The sequence below is a fragment of the Kineosporiaceae bacterium SCSIO 59966 genome, assembly GCA_020881835.1.
Lineage (GTDB): Bacteria > Actinomycetota > Actinomycetes > Actinomycetales > SCSIO-59966 > SCSIO-59966.
This window is the reverse complement of record CP052876.1, coordinates 1,173,986-1,190,164: the sequence shown is the minus strand read 5'-3', so window position 1 is coordinate 1,190,164 and position 16,179 is coordinate 1,173,986. Positions and strand designations below refer to the sequence as shown.

The 16,179-nt window shown below is 73.9% G+C and carries 16 protein-coding genes; 11 read left to right on the top strand and 5 right to left on the bottom strand.

The genetic code is table 11. The annotated features are described in order from the left end of the window. Nucleotides 1-171: 171 nt before the first annotated feature. Both HJG43_05630 and HJG43_05625 read left to right on the top strand, forming a co-directional pair. Complete coding sequence (locus tag HJG43_05630) at nucleotides 172-1,224, top strand: two pore domain potassium channel family protein (GenBank protein UER54111.1); 1,053 nt, start codon at nucleotides 172-174, stop codon at nucleotides 1,222-1,224. A 37-nt stretch (nucleotides 1,225-1,261) separates the two neighbouring features. Next, nucleotides 1,262-1,777, top strand: a complete 516-nt coding sequence (locus HJG43_05625; GenBank protein UER54110.1) for a DUF421 domain-containing protein — start codon at nucleotides 1,262-1,264, stop codon at nucleotides 1,775-1,777. 22 nt (nucleotides 1,778-1,799) lie between these two features. Here HJG43_05625 and HJG43_05620 read toward each other — a convergent pair whose 3' ends face one another. Beyond that, the gene (locus HJG43_05620; protein UER55746.1) at nucleotides 1,800-2,801 is read right to left on the bottom strand and encodes an ATP-dependent DNA ligase; all 1,002 of its coding nucleotides are present in this window, start codon (nucleotides 2,799-2,801) and stop codon (nucleotides 1,800-1,802) included. A 230-nt stretch (nucleotides 2,802-3,031) separates the two neighbouring features. Continuing rightward, nucleotides 3,032-3,226 (bottom strand): hypothetical protein, encoded by a 195-nt coding sequence (locus tag HJG43_05615; protein UER54109.1) that lies wholly within the window; start codon nucleotides 3,224-3,226, stop codon nucleotides 3,032-3,034. Nucleotides 3,227-3,662: 436 nt separating this feature from the next. On the opposite strand from HJG43_05615, the gene msrB reads away from it, so the two are divergent. Continuing rightward, nucleotides 3,663-4,082 carry a peptide-methionine (R)-S-oxide reductase MsrB gene (gene msrB, locus HJG43_05610; protein ID UER54108.1) on the top strand — a complete coding sequence of 140 codons (420 nt, stop codon included), beginning with the start codon at nucleotides 3,663-3,665 and terminating at the stop codon, nucleotides 4,080-4,082. 7 nt (nucleotides 4,083-4,089) lie between these two features. Beyond that, a complete protein-coding gene (locus HJG43_05605; GenBank protein ID UER54107.1) occupies nucleotides 4,090-4,527 on the top strand; it encodes a GNAT family N-acetyltransferase in 438 nt (145 codons plus the stop codon). Between the two features lie 612 nt (nucleotides 4,528-5,139). Here the strand turns inward: HJG43_05605 and HJG43_05600 are convergent. The 3 genes from HJG43_05600 to hemE form a co-directional block, all read right to left on the bottom strand. After that, on the bottom strand, nucleotides 5,140-5,847 hold the full coding sequence (locus HJG43_05600; GenBank protein UER54106.1) for a chlorite dismutase family protein: 708 nt from the start codon (nucleotides 5,845-5,847) through the stop codon (nucleotides 5,140-5,142). A gap of 362 nt (nucleotides 5,848-6,209) precedes the next feature. Further along, nucleotides 6,210-7,643: a protoporphyrinogen oxidase gene (gene hemG / locus HJG43_05595; GenBank protein ID UER54105.1), complete on the bottom strand. Its 1,434-nt coding sequence runs from the start codon at nucleotides 7,641-7,643 to the stop codon at nucleotides 6,210-6,212. Beyond that, nucleotides 7,640-8,722: a uroporphyrinogen decarboxylase gene (gene hemE / locus HJG43_05590; GenBank protein ID UER54104.1), complete on the bottom strand. Its 1,083-nt coding sequence runs from the start codon at nucleotides 8,720-8,722 to the stop codon at nucleotides 7,640-7,642. The genes hemG and hemE overlap by 4 nt, the downstream gene beginning before the upstream one ends. Before the next feature lie 128 nt (nucleotides 8,723-8,850). Here hemE and HJG43_05585 point away from each other — a divergent pair, with 128 nt between their 5' ends. The 7 genes from HJG43_05585 (at nucleotide 8,851) to HJG43_05555 (ending at nucleotide 16,103) form a co-directional block, all read left to right on the top strand. Next, on the top strand, nucleotides 8,851-9,426 hold the full coding sequence (locus HJG43_05585) for a DUF3000 domain-containing protein (protein UER54103.1): 576 nt from the start codon (nucleotides 8,851-8,853) through the stop codon (nucleotides 9,424-9,426). A gap of 66 nt (nucleotides 9,427-9,492) precedes the next feature. After that, nucleotides 9,493-10,095 (top strand): response regulator transcription factor, encoded by a 603-nt coding sequence (locus HJG43_05580; GenBank protein ID UER54102.1) that lies wholly within the window; start codon nucleotides 9,493-9,495, stop codon nucleotides 10,093-10,095. A gap of 25 nt (nucleotides 10,096-10,120) precedes the next feature. Beyond that, complete coding sequence (locus HJG43_05575) at nucleotides 10,121-11,344, top strand: ribonuclease D (GenBank protein UER54101.1); 1,224 nt, start codon at nucleotides 10,121-10,123, stop codon at nucleotides 11,342-11,344. A 98-nt stretch (nucleotides 11,345-11,442) separates the two neighbouring features. Beyond that, a complete protein-coding gene (locus HJG43_05570; GenBank protein ID UER54100.1) occupies nucleotides 11,443-12,663 on the top strand; it encodes a thiolase family protein in 1,221 nt (406 codons plus the stop codon). Beyond that, nucleotides 12,660-14,786 (top strand): 3-hydroxyacyl-CoA dehydrogenase, encoded by a 2,127-nt coding sequence (locus tag HJG43_05565; GenBank protein ID UER54099.1) that lies wholly within the window; start codon nucleotides 12,660-12,662, stop codon nucleotides 14,784-14,786. The genes HJG43_05570 and HJG43_05565 overlap by 4 nt, the downstream gene beginning before the upstream one ends. A 49-nt stretch (nucleotides 14,787-14,835) precedes the next feature. Further along, a complete protein-coding gene (locus tag HJG43_05560) occupies nucleotides 14,836-15,072 on the top strand; it encodes a hypothetical protein (GenBank protein ID UER54098.1) in 237 nt (78 codons plus the stop codon). Nucleotides 15,073-15,323: 251 nt separating this feature from the next. After that, the gene (locus tag HJG43_05555; protein ID UER54097.1) at nucleotides 15,324-16,103 is read left to right on the top strand and encodes a 3-hydroxybutyrate dehydrogenase; all 780 of its coding nucleotides are present in this window, start codon (nucleotides 15,324-15,326) and stop codon (nucleotides 16,101-16,103) included. Nucleotides 16,104-16,179 lie beyond the last annotated feature (76 nt).

Sequence of the window (16,179 nt, the reverse complement as noted above, 5' to 3'; positions counted from 1 at the left end):
ACGCCGGCCAACCTGTGTCGAACGCAGCATTCTGTGGTGGAGACCCATGACCCCGGTGACCAGCGTGCGGGCGGCCAGTACTCGCGCTCCACGGTCGTGCGCTCCTAACCCCTGTGCCAGGCTTCCTACACGTCGCCTTTCGTCCGACGGGGGCACGAAGGAGGTGATGCAGTGGGTGCCGGCGGCGTCGTGCTGCTCGTCCTCGGCGTGCTGTTGCTGGTGGCTGCCACCTACGACGCGCTGCGCACGACCGTGGCACCGGCCGCCGGAAGCGGGTTCCTGACCCGGCACGTCACCGCGGGGCTGTGGTGGCTCGCCCGACGACTGGCCCGCTCGCCGCAGTCGTGGCTCCTGATGGCCGCCGGCACGGTGGTGCTGCTCGCCACGATGGGCACCTGGGTGCTGCTGCTGTGGGTCGGCTGGACGCTCGTGTTCGCCGCCGAACCGGGCGCAGTGCTGCAGTCCAGCACGGGGGTTCCGGCCGACCTCGTGGGGACCATCTACTTCGCCGGCTTCACCCTGTTCACCCTCGGGGTGGGCGACTACGTGCCCGGGGAGGGCGTCTGGCAGGTCCTCACCCCCGTCGCCACCCTGCACGGGCTGTTCACGGTCACCCTGTCCATCACCTACCTGCTGCCAGTGATGACCGCGGCGACCGAGCGCCGTCAGCAGGCTCTGTCGGTGTGGGGGCTGGGCGGCAGCCCCTCCGGCATCGTCATCGGCAGCTGGGGCCGGGGGTCGTTCACCGCCCTGGAGCGCGACCTGCAGCAGCTGGTCCCCGGTCTGCTCACGACGGTCGAGCGGCACCCCACGTACCCCGTCCTGCACTACTTCCACTCCGGAGACCCGCGCCTCGAGTTCGCCGTGCGGGCCGCGGCGGTGGACGAGGCGGCCACCCTGCTGCTGTACGCCGTCCGACCGCACGCGGCCCCGGACCCCTCGGTCCTGGTGTCGGTGCACCGTGCCGTCGACGCGCTGGTGCGCACCCTGGACAGCGCCGACAGCACGGTGACGGCCGACGTGCCGCCGGTACCCGACCTGGCGCCGCTGCGGACGGCGGGGGTGCCGCTGCGGGACGACGCTGAGGTGTCCGCCGCGTACACCGCCCTGGCACAGCGGCGGCGGCGGCTGCACGCCCTCGTCGCCGAGTACGCGTGGACCTGGGACGCGGTGACCGAGGGCCCTGATGACGGCTATCCCCTCCGCCCGGCGCTGAGCTCCTGACCTGGCGGCGGCCGCGGCGGTCTGGGAGGTTCACCGCATGTGGTTCGACTCCTGGGGCGACATCGGCCGGGTGCTGGCGGTCGGCGCCGTCGCCTACGTCACGCTCGTACTCATCCTGCGGCTCAGTGGCAAGCGCACCCTCGCCAAGCTGAACGCCTTCGACCTCGTCGTCACCGTCGCGCTCGGCTCGACCCTGGCGACGATCCTGCTCAGCGCGGACGTGTCGTGGGCCGAGGGCGCCACCGCCCTGGCGCTGCTCACCCTGCTGCAGCTCGTGGTCGCGTGGACGACGACCCACCTGCCCGGCGCCCGCTCAGTGGTCACCGCCCGGCCAACCCTGCTGCTGCGGGACGGTGAGCTGCTGCGCCACCGGATGGCCGAGCAGCGGGTGACCGAGGCCGAGGTCCGCCAGGCGGTGCGGTCCTCCGGCAGTGGGGACCTGTCCACCGTCGCCGCGGTCGTGCTGGAGAGCGACGGCACGATCAGCGTGATCCCGGCCGCTGAGGCCGGTGACCTGTCGGCGCTGGCGGACGTGCCGAGGCTGCGCGACTGAACTGTGCGGCGGCAGGGCCTGCTCAGGGATCTTCGGGACGACGGGCTCGGCTCGGCTGCACCCGTGGCGGCTCGCCGGGCATCTTCGGGTAGTCGGGGGGAAACGGCTCCTCCCCGAGCCCGGCGTCCAGATCCCGCTCCCACCAGCCGATCAGCGTCCCGACGTCCCCGGCTGCGTCGTCCAGGCCGGCCCACGGGTCCCCGACCTCGGCGAACCGCTGCGGCACGGTCCGTACTGTCATCGCCGCCGGGTCGACGTCCGTCAGCTCCTCCCAGGTGACGGGGCACGACACCGGGGCGTGGGGCAGCGGACGGGGACTGTAGGCGGAGGCCATCGTGCGGTCGCGGGCCATCTGGTTGAAGTCGACGAAGACCTTGTCGCCGCGCTCCTCCTTCCACCACGCGGTCGTCACCAGGTCGGGCCGGCGGCGCTCGAGCTCGCGGGCCGCGGCGATCACCCCGTGGCGGACGTCGAGCACGTCGTGGGTGCGCCGGATCCGGGCGAACACGTGCAGGCCGCGGGACCCCGAGGTCTTGACCCACGGCGTGAGCCCGGTCTCTTGCAGGACGGCGCGCAGCTCCCGGGCCGCGGTCACGACGTCGGCGAACGCGCGTCCGGGCTGGGGATCCAGGTCGACGCGCAGCTCGTCGGGGCGGTCGTTGTCGTCGGAGCGCATCGGCCACGGGTGGAACGTCACCGTGCTCATCTGCACCGCCCACACCGCGGTGGCCACCTCGTCGACGACCAGCTGAAGGTGGCGACGTCCGCTCGGATAGGTGCAGGTCGTCGTGCGTGCCCACTCCGGCGCGCCTCGCGGGGGGTTCTTGGAGTAGAACGCCTGACCGTCGACGCCGTCCGGGAACCGCTGCAGGGTGACCGGCCGGTCCGCCAGCGCACGCACTAGTGCCGGGTGCACGGCCACCACGTACTCGGCCAAATCAGATTTGGTGATGCCCGCCTCCGGCCAGATGAGACGGTCCGGACTCGAGAGGCGAACCGTCCGCGAACCGTTCGGCCCCGGCACATCGATCTCGATCACGTCCTTCGCCACCCGGGTGACGGTATCGATCAATCAGCAACGTCGGACCACTGCGGAGGCCGCAGTCAAGCTCTATGACGAGATCCCGCGATCCGACGGCGGCCAGCAGTCACCTGGGCGTCGGTGCGCATGTGCTCGGCCATCGACCACCCCAGTCCACCAGCCGCACCGGCGGAGGTCCGGGCACGGGCTGAACCCGTTGCCCGGTTGCACGGTCAGGACCGGTGCGCCGGCGCGGTGCGGCATCGCCGCAGCGCGGCACCCTGCCAGAAGAGCAGTGCGGCGATGGTCAGGACGAGCCAAGTGGCCCCGCCGTATCTCGGTGAGACGACAAGGCCGAGGAAGACGCAGAGGGCGGCGGCCACGAAGGAGACGATCTCGGACGCGCCGGGACGGGTGTACTGGGTCATGACGTTCCCCTCCTCGGACTGGTCAGGTCTGGCTGTGGAATCGTCAGCGAGGCTGGTGAGCAGGTAGTCGGACGTCCGACAGCGAGCACCTTCGATAGGTACTTCGGCAGGCACACAGTACGGCGGTTCTGGGTGGCGAGCACGGTATGCAGCATCGTTCGCGTCTGGTCCTCGCCCGTGACGACGAGGATCCCCGCCACCAGCGTGAAGACGTAGGTGAGACCGTGCCAAGGCTGCACACCGCCGTGACCACGGCGATGTCGGACCGCGGGTCCTGCACCGCTGCCGCCGGCCACCGGTGCATCGGCCACCGCTGCCGCCGGCCACCGGCCACCGGCCACCGGCCACCGGCCACCGGTCCATCGTGGCAGCCCGCGCCCGCTCGCCCGCGCAACCTCGTCATGTCCCGCGGTGGACCTCGTGGTGTCATGGCTTCATGGAGTCCACCGGCAAGACCTACCCCCTGCAGGTTCCCGACGACGAGTGGCGGGCCCGGCTGAGCCCGGAGGAGTACCGGGTGCTGCGCCAGGCCGGCACCGAGCGCCCCGGGTCGAGCCCGTACGAGCACGAGACCACCGTCGGCGTCTACGCCTGTCGGGCGTGCGGGGCCGAGCTGTTCCGCAGCGAGACGAAGTTCGACGCGCACTGCGGGTGGCCGTCGTTCTACGCCCCGCTCGCCGAGGACCGGGTGGAGTACGTCGAGGACCTCTCGCTCGGCGTGCGCCGGGTCGAGGTGCGGTGCGCGACGTGCGGCTCGCACCTCGGGCACGTGTTCGAGGGTGAGGGGTTCGACGTCCCCACCGACCAGCGGTACTGCATCAACGGCGTCAGTCTGCGGCTGCAGCCGCAGGGGTGAACGACCGGTGAGGCGGGTCCGGCGGGCCGCCTGGTCCGAGTTGGACCCGTCGACGCTGCACGCGATCGTCCGGCTGCGGGTCGACGTGTTCGTCGTCGAGCAGCAGTGCCCCTACCCAGAGCTCGACGGCCGGGACGTGGAGGCCGGCACCGAGCACGTGTGGATCGCCGACGACGGGCTCGCGGTGGCGTCGTACCTGCGGGTGCTGGCCGAGCCGGACGACGTCCGCCGGGTCGGGCGGGTCGTCACCCACCCGGCCATGCGCGGGAGAGGCCTGGCGGAGGTGCTGGTGCGGGACGTGCTGGCGCGTCACGACGAGCGACCGGTCGTGCTCGATGCGCAGGCGCACCTGACGGGGTGGTACGCGCGGTTCGGGTTCACCGCCACAGGTCCGGAGTTCCTCGAGGACGGCATCCCGCACGTTCCCATGCGCCGCGACCCTTGACCCTTCCGCTCCCCCCTCCCCCTCCCCCTCCCCCACCCCTGACCCCGCCTCCCCGTACCTCTCCCCGTGATCAGTCGAAAATCCTCGTTCGTGATCATGCACTCCCGCCACCCCCGCACGACCCACCCGTGATCATGCACTCCCGCCACCCCCGCACGACCCACTCGTGATCATGCACTCCCGCCACCCCAGCAGCACCCACCGCCCGCTTACAGAATGCTGGGTTGGTGGCACGACACGCCGGCCGAACTGTGCCGCACGCAGCATTCTGTGGTCGAGACGCCTGACCCGACGTGGCCTGCCATGACCACTTTCCCCGCTTTCATCTCTCGGGGTGGCCGCCAGCGGCCATGACACGTTCATGCAATCCCGCCACCCGCGTAGGCCGGGAGTCCCTGGCGGCGGCCACAGAATGCTGGATCCGTCAGAGCTTTGCCGGCGTGTCGCGCCCCGAACTCAGCACTTTGCGGGCAGGCGGCGACGACTGGGGTGGCGGGATTGCATGATCACGAAGAGGGGATTTTCGACTGATCACGGGCGGGTCGCAGGGTGGCGGGACTGCATGATCACGGGGCGGGTCGCGGGGCTGTCCGGCCGGGGGCCGGGTGGACCTCAGGGCAGTCCGGTGACGAGCTCGGCCAGCGGCACCCGCGGACCGTTGAAGAACGGGATCTCCTCGCGGACGTGCCGCCGGGCCTCGGTCGCCCGCAGGTCACGCATGAGATCGACGATGCGGTGCAGCTCGTCAGCCTCGAACGCGAGGATCCACTCGTAGTCGCCCAGGGCGAACGAGGAGACCGTGTTCGCCCGGACGTCGGGGTAGCCGCGCGCAGCCATCCCGTGGTCCCGCAGCATCGTCCGCCGCTCCTCCTCCGGCAGCAGGTACCAGTCGTAGGACCGCACGAACGGGTAGACGCACACGTAGCCGCGCGGGTCCTCGCCGGCCATGAACGCCGGCACGTGGCCCTTGTTGAACTCGGCCGGCCGGTGCAGGGCGACGGCGGACCAGGCCGGCTCCAGCCCCTGCCCGAGCCGAGTACGCCGCAGCCGGCGGTAGGCGTCCTGGACGGTCTCGACGTCCGGGGCGTGCCACCACACCATGAGGTCGGCGTCGGCGCGCAGGCCCGCGACGTCGTACCAGCCGCGCACGACGAGGTCCTTGCCACCGAGGTCGGCGAGCAGCTCCTCGACCTCGGCGACGAGGTCCGCGCGGTCGGTAGGCAAGGCGCCGGGACGGGCCCGGAAGACCGACCACATCGTGTACCGGATCGTGTCGTTGATCTCCCGGGCGCTGGGGCCCGGTGGGGTCTTCTCGGCCATGCCAGCATTCTCCCCCGTCGCGTCCTACGGCCACGAGGTGGGCCCCACGTCAAGCGGGCTTGACGTGGTCGCGACCCCCTCCCGGCCCACGTCAAGCGGGCTTGACGTGGTCGCGACCCCCTCCCGGCCCACGTCAAGCGGGCTTGACGTGGTCGCGACCCCCTCCCGGCCCACGTCAAGCGGGCTTGACGTGGTCGCGACCCCCTCCCGGCCCACGTCAAGCGGGCTTGACGTGGTCGCGACCCCCTCCCGGCCCACGTCAAGCGGGCTTGACGTGGTCGCGACCCCCTCCCGGCCCACGTCATGCGGGCTTGACGTGGGTTGCGCCGCTCGACGCGGGGCGTCAGAGCCCACGACGCCCCTCAGCCGAGATCGGCCAGCACCTGCTGCACGGCCGCCTCCGCGGTCGCGACGCAGGCCGGGATCCCGACGCCACCGAACGTCGCCCCCGCCAGCGCGAGAGCGCGGTGCCGGGCGACCGCGTCCCGGACCCGGTCGACGAGGTCGATGTGGCCGACGCCGTACTGCGGCAGCGCCCCGCCCCACCGGGTGACGAGCGTGGCGACCGGGCGCAGGGGTCGGCCCAGAATGCCCGCGGCGTCGGCGAGAGCGGCGGCGAGCAGCTCGTCGTCCGGCCGCTGCAGGTCCGCCTGCTCACCCTCCCGCCCGACCGAGAGCCGGACGACGTCATGACCGTCCGCCGCCTGGCTCACCCATCCCCACTTGGCGCTGGAGAAGGTCATCGCCTTGACCAGCCGGCCCTCCACGGGCGGGACGAGCACCCCGGACAGCGGGCCGCCGTCGCCGAGTCCGTCGAGGGTCCCGGGCGGCAGGACGACAGTGAGCACAGCGGTGCTCGCCGTCCGGACGCCGGCCAGTGGGCCGGCCGCGGCCGCGGCCACCCCGTCGAGCAGGCGAGCGGCCCGCCCCGCGGGCACGGCGAGCACGACACCGTCGACGTCGAGCGCCTCCGGGTCCGGCCGCGGGCCCACCCACAGACGCCAACCACCGCCGGAGCGGGCCTCGAGGCGGTGGACGGCGGCCCTGGTGCGCACCTCGTGCCGCACGGCGAGCTGCCGGGTGAGCTCCTCGGCCAGCCGGGCCACCCCGCCGCGGACGCCGGCGAACACCGGTCCTCCGGCCGCGGTCCCCGCTCCCGCGCCGGAACGAGCCGCGACCGCCTCGACGACCGACGTCCCGGACGTCGCAACCGGCCACAGCTGGGGGACGGTCGCCCGCAGCGAGAGCCGGCCGGCGTGCCCGGCGTACACGCCACCCAGCAGTGGCTCGACGAGACGGTCGACGACGGCCGTGCCGACCCGGCCGGCGACCCACGACGCGACGTCGACGTCGCCGGTGACGGGGTCGTGCGCCAGCGACGGCTCGGCGGCCGCCCGGGCCACCTCCTCGTCGGTGAGCAGGCCACGCAGGGTCTGCGGGTCACCGGGGACGCCCATCTGGGTGCCAGGCGGCATCGGGTGCAGCCGGCCGCGGGTGAACACCGACGAGCGGGTCGTCACCGGGTGCTCGACGTCATCCCCGAGCCCGACCTCCTCGATCAGGCGCAACGCCTCGGGCCGCCGGGCCAGCACGGCCTCCGGTCCGACGTCGACGACGAGCCCGCCGGGGGCGCCGGGTACCGGGGCCCGCCGGAGCACCCCCCCGGTGCGCCCGGCCTGCTCGAGCAGGACGACGTCGCAGTCGCCGGCGCGGTCCAGGGCCCAGGCCGCGGTCAGCCCGCTGATCCCGCCACCGACGACGGCGACCCGGGGACGACGTCCGTCCACGGCGGTCACCGGCCGCCCGCAGGGCTGGCCTGGTCGGCGGCGCTGGCCTGGTCAGCGGCGCTGGCCTCGTGCACGAGGTCGACGACGCGGGCGAGCACGTCCGGGTCGGTGGTGGGGATGACCCCGTGCCCGAGGTTGAACACGTGCCCCTCGGCGGCCCGGCCGGCCTGCAGGGTGGCCAGGACTCGCGGGGCGACGGCCTCCCACGGGGCGAACACGGTGGCCGGGTCGAGGTTGCCCTGCAGCGCGTGGCCGGGGCCGACCCGGCGGGCAGCCTCGTCCAGCGGCACCCGGAAGTCGACGCCGACGACGTCCGCCCCCGCCGCGGCCATCGCCCCGAGCAGCTCACCGGTACCGACACCGAAGTGGATCCGCGGCACGCCGAGGTCGGCCACGCCGGCGAGCACCCGGGCCGACCACGGCTGGACCAGCGCGGTGTAGTCGACCAGCGACAGCGCACCGGCCCACGAGTCGAAGAGCTGGACGGCGCTGGCCCCCGCCTCGACCTGGGCGCGCAGGAACGTCGTCGTCACCTCGGTGAGCCACTCCATCAGGGCGGTCCAGGTGGCCGGGTCGCCGTACATGAGCGCCTTGGTCCGCTCGTGGTGACGGCTCGGACCGCCCTCGACGAGATAGCTGGCGAGGGTGAACGGCGCGCCGGCGAACCCGATCAGCGGAGTGGGCCCGAGCTCGGCGACGAGCATCCGGACGGCGTCGGCGACGAAGCCGACCTGGCCGGCGTCCAGCGGGGGCAGGGCCCGGACGGCGGCGGCGTCCCGGACCGGCTCGGCGACGACCGGCCCGGTGCCCGGGACGATGTCGAGGTCGACCCCTGCGGCGACGAGCGGGACGACGATGTCGGAGTAGAGGATCGCCGCGTCCACCCCGTAGCGGCGCACCGGCTGCAGGGTGATCTCGGTGACGAGCTCGGGACGCTGGCACGCCTCGAGCATCGTCGTGCCCTCTCGCACCCGGCGGTACTCCGGCAGCGAGCGACCGGCCTGGCGCATGAACCACACGGGTGTGTGCGGCACCGGCTCGCGGCGGCACGCACGCAGGAACGGGCTGTTCTGCAGGTCCTCGCGCACGTCCGGATCCTCTCAGTCGGCTCTTGGCACCCGGACGCCGGCACCGGCGCCGGCACCCGGACGCCGCGGCGCGCCGGTTCCGCTGCGGCCTCCACGGTCAGCCGACGTGGCGCACGTACCCTGCGGCCGTGGCGGTCGGTGACGTCCCCGGGCCCGCGCCGGAGGGCTTCCTGCGCGCGGTGGCCTCGTTGCGTGCCGCCCGGCTGCGCCCGGAGGTCGTGCTGACCGAGGTCCCCGGCCCCCAGCGGATCGCCCCCTACGCGGTCGCGGTCACCGCCGACGTCGTCATGGGGGGCGCCGAGCTGGCCACCGGCCGTTTCGTCCTGCTGCACGACCCGGCCGGGCAGGACGCCTGGGAAGGCACCTACCGGGCGGTGACGTTCGTGCGCGCCGAGCTGGAGCCGGAGACCGGGCTCGACCCGCTGCTCGGTCAGGTCGGCTGGGCCTGGTTGGAGGAGTCCCTCGCGCAGGCCGGCGCCGACGCCGTGGCCATCGGCGGCACGGTCACCCGGGTGCTGTCCGAGGGGTTCGCCGCGCTCGGCGACCGCCCGGCCAGCGTCGAGCTGGAGGTCCGTGCCTCGTGGACCCCGGTCGGGGACGACCTGGAGCCGCACCTGCGCGGCTGGGGGGACCTGCTGTGCACGGTCGCCGGCCTGCCGCCGCTGCCGGAGGGTGTGGCCGCCCTGCCTCGCCGGCTGCGCTGAGCGCCCGCCGGGACTGCTCGTCGCCGAACCGTCAAGGTCGGCCGCGCGCGCACCGATGAACCGGCCATGACCGCTGTCATGGAGGGTGCCGTCGCCCGCTCCGTCGTCCGGCAGGCCGGCCGGTCCACCGCACTGGTCGCGGTGCAGACCGCGGCGGCCCGGGAGACGGCCGTGCGGCTGCTGCGAGTGCTCGGTGCCAGCGACGTGGTCGCGGCCCGCACGGTCGGCGAGGCACGGCGGGCGGTGCTGCCCCGCAACCCCGACGTGGCGGTCGTCGAGGTGACTTTGCCCGACGGGTCCGGCATCGGCCTCGTCCGCGACCTGCGCAGCGCCGGCTGGCGCCGCACCGTCGTGCTGGCCAACGACATCGACCCCTACACCCTGCGGGCCGCGGTCCGTGGGGGGGTCCGCTGCCTGATGCTGACCGACGCCGTCCCGCGCCCGGAACCGGCGCAACCGGTCCCCGAGTCGGTCAGGGGTCTCTCCCAGCGGGAGATCGAGGTGCTGCAGCTCGTCGCGGACGGCCACTCCAACCGTGAGGTCGGCGAGGCCCTCGGCCTGTCCGGCCTGACGGTGAAGAGCCACTTGGCCAGGATCGCCCGCAAGCTCGGCACGGGGGACCGGGCCGAGATGACGGTCGTGGCACTGCGCGCCGGAGTGATCTCCTGACCGGGGCGCCGCCTACGGTGTTCCCATGGACCCTCGCGAGCCGCGACCGCTGACCAGCCCGCGCGGCGGCGTCCCGGAGGTGACCGACACCCCGGCCGCGCTGCAGGCGGTCGCGCAGCGGCTGGCCGCCGGCACCGGACCGGTCGCCGTCGACGCCGAGCGCGCCTCCGGCTACCGCTACGGCCAGCGGGCCTTCCTCGTCCAGCTGCACCGGGCCGGTACCGGCACCGTGCTGGTCGACCCGGTCCCGTTCGACGACCTCGCCGTGCTCGGCGAGGCTCTGGCGGACGCCGGGTGGGTGCTGCACGCGGCGTCCCAGGACCTGCCCTGCCTGGCCGAGGTTGGCCTACGACCCGGTGGCGAGCTGTTCGACACCGAGCTGGCCGCCCGGCTGGCCGGCTTCGAGAAGGTCGGGCTGGCGGCGGTGGTCGAGCGGATGCTCGGCTGGCAGCTCGCCAAGGAGCACTCCGCCGTGGACTGGTCCACCCGGCCGCTGCCGGCCGAGTGGCTCACCTACGCGGCCCTGGACGTCGACGTCCTGCTGGACCTGCGCGACGCCCTGGCCGCGGAGCTGGCCGCGCAGGGCAAGTCGGACTGGGCGGCCCAGGAGTTCGCCGCCGTCCGGGACGCCGCCCCGGCGGCCCCGCGGCTCGAGCCCTGGCGGCGCACGTCCGGCCTGCACACCGTCCGCGGACGCCGTCAGCTCGCCGTCGTCAGAGAGCTGTGGCAGGTGCGGGAGGAGATGGCCCGCCGGCGGGACCTGGCGCCGGGGCGGGTGCTGCCCGACCGGGCGATCGTGGCCGCTGCCGCGGCGATGCCGGCGTCGGTGCCCGAGCTCACCGCTCTGCCGGTGTTCTCCGGACCGGCCAACCGCAGGATCGCCACCCGCTGGTTCGCCGCCGTCGACCGGGCCCGCCGGCTCCCCGACGACCAGCTGCCCACCCCGTCGCTGGCCAGCGACGGCCCGCCTCCGGCCCGGCTGTGGAAGGACCGCAACCCGGACGCCGCAGCGCGTCTGGCCGCAGCCCGGCAGGCCGTCGCTGGGCTGTCCCGCGAGCACGCCGTCCCGGTGGAGAACCTGCTGCAGCCCGACCTGCTGCGCCGGTTGTGCTGGGACCCGCCGGACCCTGCCGAACCCCAGGACGTGGCCGACCGGCTGCGGACCGGTGGGGCGCGGCCGTGGCAGGTGTCGCTCCTGGCGGGTCCGCTCGCCGCCGCGTTGGCCGGCGAGGGCGCAGCGGTCACCTGACCGTGACCGGCGCCACCACGGCGGCCGCTACCAGCCAGCAGTTACCGGTGAGTAGCCTGAGGCGCGCACACCACCCACCGTCCCGACCGGGAGGCCCCGTGCCCCGCACCCTCCGGAACGTCGTCTTCGTCGACGGCGTCCGAACCCCCTTCGGCAAGGCCGGCGAGAAGGGCATGTACGCGCAGACCCGCGCCGACGACCTCGTCGTGGCCTGCGTGCGCGAGCTGCTGCGCCGCAACCCCGCTCTACCGCCCGAGCGTGTCGACGAGGTGGCGGTCGCGGCCACGACGCAGATCGGCGACCAGGGTCTGACGATCGGCCGGATGGTGGCCCTGCTGTCCGGCCTGCCGGCGTCCGTGCCGGGGTACGCGATCGACCGGATGTGCGCCGGTGCGATGACCGCGGTGACGACCACCGCGGCGGGGATCGCCTTCGGCTCCTACGACGTCGTGGTCGCCGGCGGGGTCGAGCACATGGGCCGGCACCCGATGGGCGAGGCGGTCGACCCGAACCCCCGGCTCGTCGCCGAGCGGCTCGTCGACCCCTCCGCGCTGTCCATGGGCGCGACGGCGGAGAACCTGCACGACCGGTTCCCGCACCTGACCAAGGAGCGCGCCGACGCCTTCGCCGTCCTCAGCCAGCAGCGGCTCGCCGCGGCCTACGCCGCAGGCAAGGTCCAGCCGGACCTCGTCCCCGTCGCCGTCCGCAGCGCCGAGCAGGGGTGGGGGCTGGCGGTGGCCGACGAGCCGCCGCGGCCGGGGACCACGGCGGACGGCCTGGCGACCCTGAAGACCCCGTTCCGCCCCCACGGCCGGGTGACCGCCGGCAACGCCGCCGGCCTCAACGACGGCGCCACGGCCTGCCTGCTCGCCAGCGCCGACGCGGCCGGTGAGCTCGGGCTCACCGCCCGGATGCGACTGGTCGACTACTCCTTCGCCGGCGTCGAGCCGGAGGTCATGGGGGTCGGACCGGTCCCGGCCACGGAGAAGCTGCTGGCCCGCACCGGCCTGGGCATCGAGGACATCGGGCTGTTCGAGATCAACGAGGCGTTCGCCGTCCAGGTACTCGCCTTCCTCGACCACTTCGGGATCGCGGACGACGACCCGCGGGTCAACCCGTGGGGCGGGGCGATCGCCGTCGGCCACCCGCTGGCCGCCTCGGGGATCCGGCTGATGAACCAGCTCGCCCGGCACTTCGAGGAGCACCCCGAGGTCCGCTACGGCCTGACGACGATGTGCATCGGCATGGGGATGGGCGGGTCCGTGCTCTGGGAGAACCCGCACCACCCGGACTACGGCACGGAGGACGACGCCCGATGAGCAGCACGACCGACGCCGCGCGCCTGCTGGCCCAGTCCGGCGACGAACGGGTCACCGAGTTCCACGTCCGGGACGTGCAGCTGCCCGGCGGCGCGACGATGGCCCTGATCACGATGGACAACGGCTTCGACCACACGAAGCCGACGACCTTCGGTCCACGGGGACTGCTCAACCTCAAGGAGGCCCTCGACGGCATCGAGGAGCGGGTCCGCGGCGGACAGGTCAGCGCGGTCGGGCTGACCGGCAAGCCGTTCGTCTTCGCCGTCGGTGCCGACCTCAAGGACGTCGGGCGGATCGCCGACCGCGACCAGGCCCTGGCCATCGCCCGGCTCGGCCACGAGCAGATGCGCCGGCTCGGCGAGCTCGGCGTCCCCTCCTTCGCCTACGTCAACGGCGTGGCGATGGGCGGCGGCCTGGAGATCGCCCTGCACTGCACCTACCGGACGATCTCCTCCGGGGTGACTGCGGTGGCGCTGCCGGAGTGCTTCCTCGGGCTGGTCCCCGGCTGGGGGGGAAGCTACCTGCTGCCCAACCTCGTCGGCCCGCAGGCCGCGCTGACCGTCATGGTCGCCAACCCGCTGAGCAACAACACGACGATGAGCGGGGTGGAGGCGGCCCGGCTCGGTATCGCCGACGCGGTCTTCGAGCCTGCGGACTTCCTCACCGAGTCGCTGCGCTGGACCGCGAGGGTGCTGGCCGGTGAGGAGCGGGTCGAGCGACCGGAGGTGGACCGGGACGAGCAGGCCTGGCAGGCCGCCGTGGACGCCGCACGCACCACCGTCGACGCCAAGGTCGCCGGGGCTGCGCCCGCGCCCTACCGGGCACTCGACCTGGTGCGCCTGGCCCGCACCGCCGACCGGGACGCCGGGTTCGCCGCGGAGGACGAGATCCTCGCCGACCTCATCCTCAGCGACGAGTTCCGCGCCAGCGTCTACGCCTTCGACCTCGTCCAGCGCCGAGCCAAGCGCCCGGCCGGGGCCCCGGACACCGGGCTCGCCCGGCCGGTGACGAAGGTGGGGATCGTCGGGGCCGGACTCATGGCCAGCCAGCTCGCGCTGCTGTTCGCCCGCCGGCTGCAGGTACCGGTCGTGATGACCGACCTCGACCAGGCCCGGGTGGACAAGGGTGTCGGTTACGTGCGCGCCGAGGTGGACAAGCTGCTGGCCCGAGGGCGGATCTCCCCGGACGCCGCGAACCGGCTACGCGCTCTGGTCACCGGCTCGACGTCCAAGGACGGGTTCGCCGACGCGGACTTCGTCATCGAGGCCGTGTTCGAGCAGATGTCCGTCAAGCAGCAGGTCCTCACGGAGGTGGAGGCGGTGGTCTCCGCCGAGTGCGTGCTGGCGACGAACACCTCCTCGCTGTCGATCACCGAGATGACCTCGCAGCTGCAGCACCCGGAGCGGGTCGTCGGCTTCCACTTCTTCAACCCGGTCGCCGTCATGCCGCTGGTGGAGATCGTCCGTGGTGAGCGCACCGACGACGCCACCCTGGCCACCGCGTTCGCGACCGCCAAGACCCTGCGCAAGACGACGATCCTCGTCACCGACTCCCCGTCGTTCGTCGTCAACCGGCTGCTCGGCCGGTTCATGGGCGAGATCGCCCGGATCGTCGACGAGGGGACGCCGATCCCGGTCGCCGACCGCTCGATGGCCGGCCTGGCCCCGATGCCCCCGTTCATGCTGCTCGGCCTCGTCGGCCCGGCGATCGCGCTGCACAACAACGAGACGCTGCACCGCGCCTTCCCGGACCGGTTCTACGTCTCGGACAACCTGCGCCGGGTCGTCGAGGCCGGTAAGCCGGGCTTCTACCGGACCGACGGGGGCCGGCCGGTGCTCGACGAGGAGGTGCTCGAGCTCGTCGAGCAGCCGGCCGAACCGGTTGTCCTCGAGCCGGCGCAGATCCGCACCCGGGTGCTGTCCGCGCTCGCCGACGAGGCCCGGCGGATGCTCGACGACGGGGTCGTCGCCGAGCCGCAGGACATCGACCTCGCCATGATCACCGGCGCCGGGTTCCAGTTCTGGAACGGCGGGCTGACCCCGCTGCTCGACCGCACCGGCGTCGCGGAGCAGGTCACCGGCCGGCGGTTCCTGCCGCGCGGGGTGGCGAGCACACCCGCCTGAGCCGGCGGTGGTGGTCCCGCGGGACCGCCGCGCCGCCTACCCTGGTGGGATGAACGGGATGGACGCGACCCACCGGCCGGCCGACCGGGACGACGTCCGGGACGACGCCCGGCCCTTGGACCTGCCCGGACTGCCCCAGACGAACCGCTACGCCGTCCCGCTGTCGGTCCTGCTGGGTGGGGCGTACGTCTCGGTGACCGACACCGTGGAGGTGCACCCGGAGCCGCCGGTCTGCATCGCCCAGCCGTTCACCGTCCCCCTCGGCCCCGACGGCGCCGGCGAGTAGCCCCCCCCCCCCCCCCCCGCCGCTCCCCCTCCCCAGGCGGCCCCGTCCCCTCTCCGCACTCTGCGGACATGACGTGGCCCCGGGGCCCCTCCGGAGCACCCTGTGCCCGCATGACGTGGGCGCTAGGGGGCCGGGGCTGTGAGGTCGGGGCTGCGAGGTCCGGGGCTGTGAGGTCGCACCACCGACCTGATGACGATTGGGTGGTCCGCGCACACGGGTGAGGTCCGTCACTCGGCCTACCGTCTGCGCTCATGACCGCACCCTCCCCGGACCCGGCCGCCGGTGTCGACCTGTCGGACCGGACCGCGCTGGTGACGGGCGCGGCCAGCGGGATCGGCGCCGCGTGCGTACGACGGCTCGCCGCGGCAGGCGCCCACGTGCTGGCCGTGGACGTCGACGCGGCCGGGCTCGAGCGGATGGCCGGTGACCTGGCGGACGTGACGCCGCTGCACTGCGACCTCAGCGACCTCGAGGCGGTCGACGGACTGCCCGCCGAGGTGGACGTGCTCGTCAACAACGCCGGCGTTCAGCACGTCGCGCCGCTCGAGGAGTTCCCGCCGGAGCGGTTCTCGTTCATCCTCCGGCTGATGCTGGAGTCCCCGTTCCGGCTGGTCCGCCGGACGCTGCCGCACATGTACGCCCGCGGCTGGGGCCGGGTGGTCAACGTCTCCAGCGCCCACGGCCTGCGGGCCAGCCCCTACAAGGCGGCCTACGTCTCGGCGAAGCACGGGCTCGAGGGGCTGAGCAAGGTGGTGGCCCTGGAGGGTGCCGTCCACGGGGTGACGAGCAACTGCGTCAACCCCGCCTACGTCCGCACCCCGCTCGTCGAGAAGCAGATCGACGACCAGGCGCGGGCACACGGCATCCCCGCCGACGAGGTCGTCGAGCGGGTCATGCTGGACCCGGTCGCGGTCAAGCGGCTGATCGAGCCGGCGGAGGTCGCGGAGCTCGTCGCGTTCCTGTGCGGGCCGGCGTCGGCGTCGGTGACCGGGGCGTCGTTCGCGATGGACGGCGGCTGGACGGCGCGGTGACCGACGGGCCTGCGCGGTCCGCGACGTCCCGGCCCCCGTCGGTCCGCGCGACCAGACACGACCGGGGAAGCACCCC

Coding starts and splice junctions, on each gene's coding strand:
- HJG43_05625 (UER54110.1), top strand. CDS start 1,262: ATGTGGTTCGACTCCTGGGGCGACATCGGCCGGGTGCTGGCGGTCGGC.
- HJG43_05615 (UER54109.1), bottom strand. CDS start 3,226: ATGACCCAGTACACCCGTCCCGGCGCGTCCGAGATCGTCTCCTTCGTG.
- msrB (UER54108.1), top strand. CDS start 3,663: ATGGAGTCCACCGGCAAGACCTACCCCCTGCAGGTTCCCGACGACGAG.
- HJG43_05600 (UER54106.1), bottom strand. CDS start 5,847: ATGGCCGAGAAGACCCCACCGGGCCCCAGCGCCCGGGAGATCAACGAC.
- HJG43_05580 (UER54102.1), top strand. CDS start 9,493: ATGACCGCTGTCATGGAGGGTGCCGTCGCCCGCTCCGTCGTCCGGCAG.
- HJG43_05575 (UER54101.1), top strand. CDS start 10,121: ATGGACCCTCGCGAGCCGCGACCGCTGACCAGCCCGCGCGGCGGCGTC.
- HJG43_05565 (UER54099.1), top strand. CDS start 12,660: ATGAGCAGCACGACCGACGCCGCGCGCCTGCTGGCCCAGTCCGGCGAC.
- HJG43_05560 (UER54098.1), top strand. CDS start 14,836: ATGAACGGGATGGACGCGACCCACCGGCCGGCCGACCGGGACGACGTC.
- HJG43_05555 (UER54097.1), top strand. CDS start 15,324: ATGACCGCACCCTCCCCGGACCCGGCCGCCGGTGTCGACCTGTCGGAC.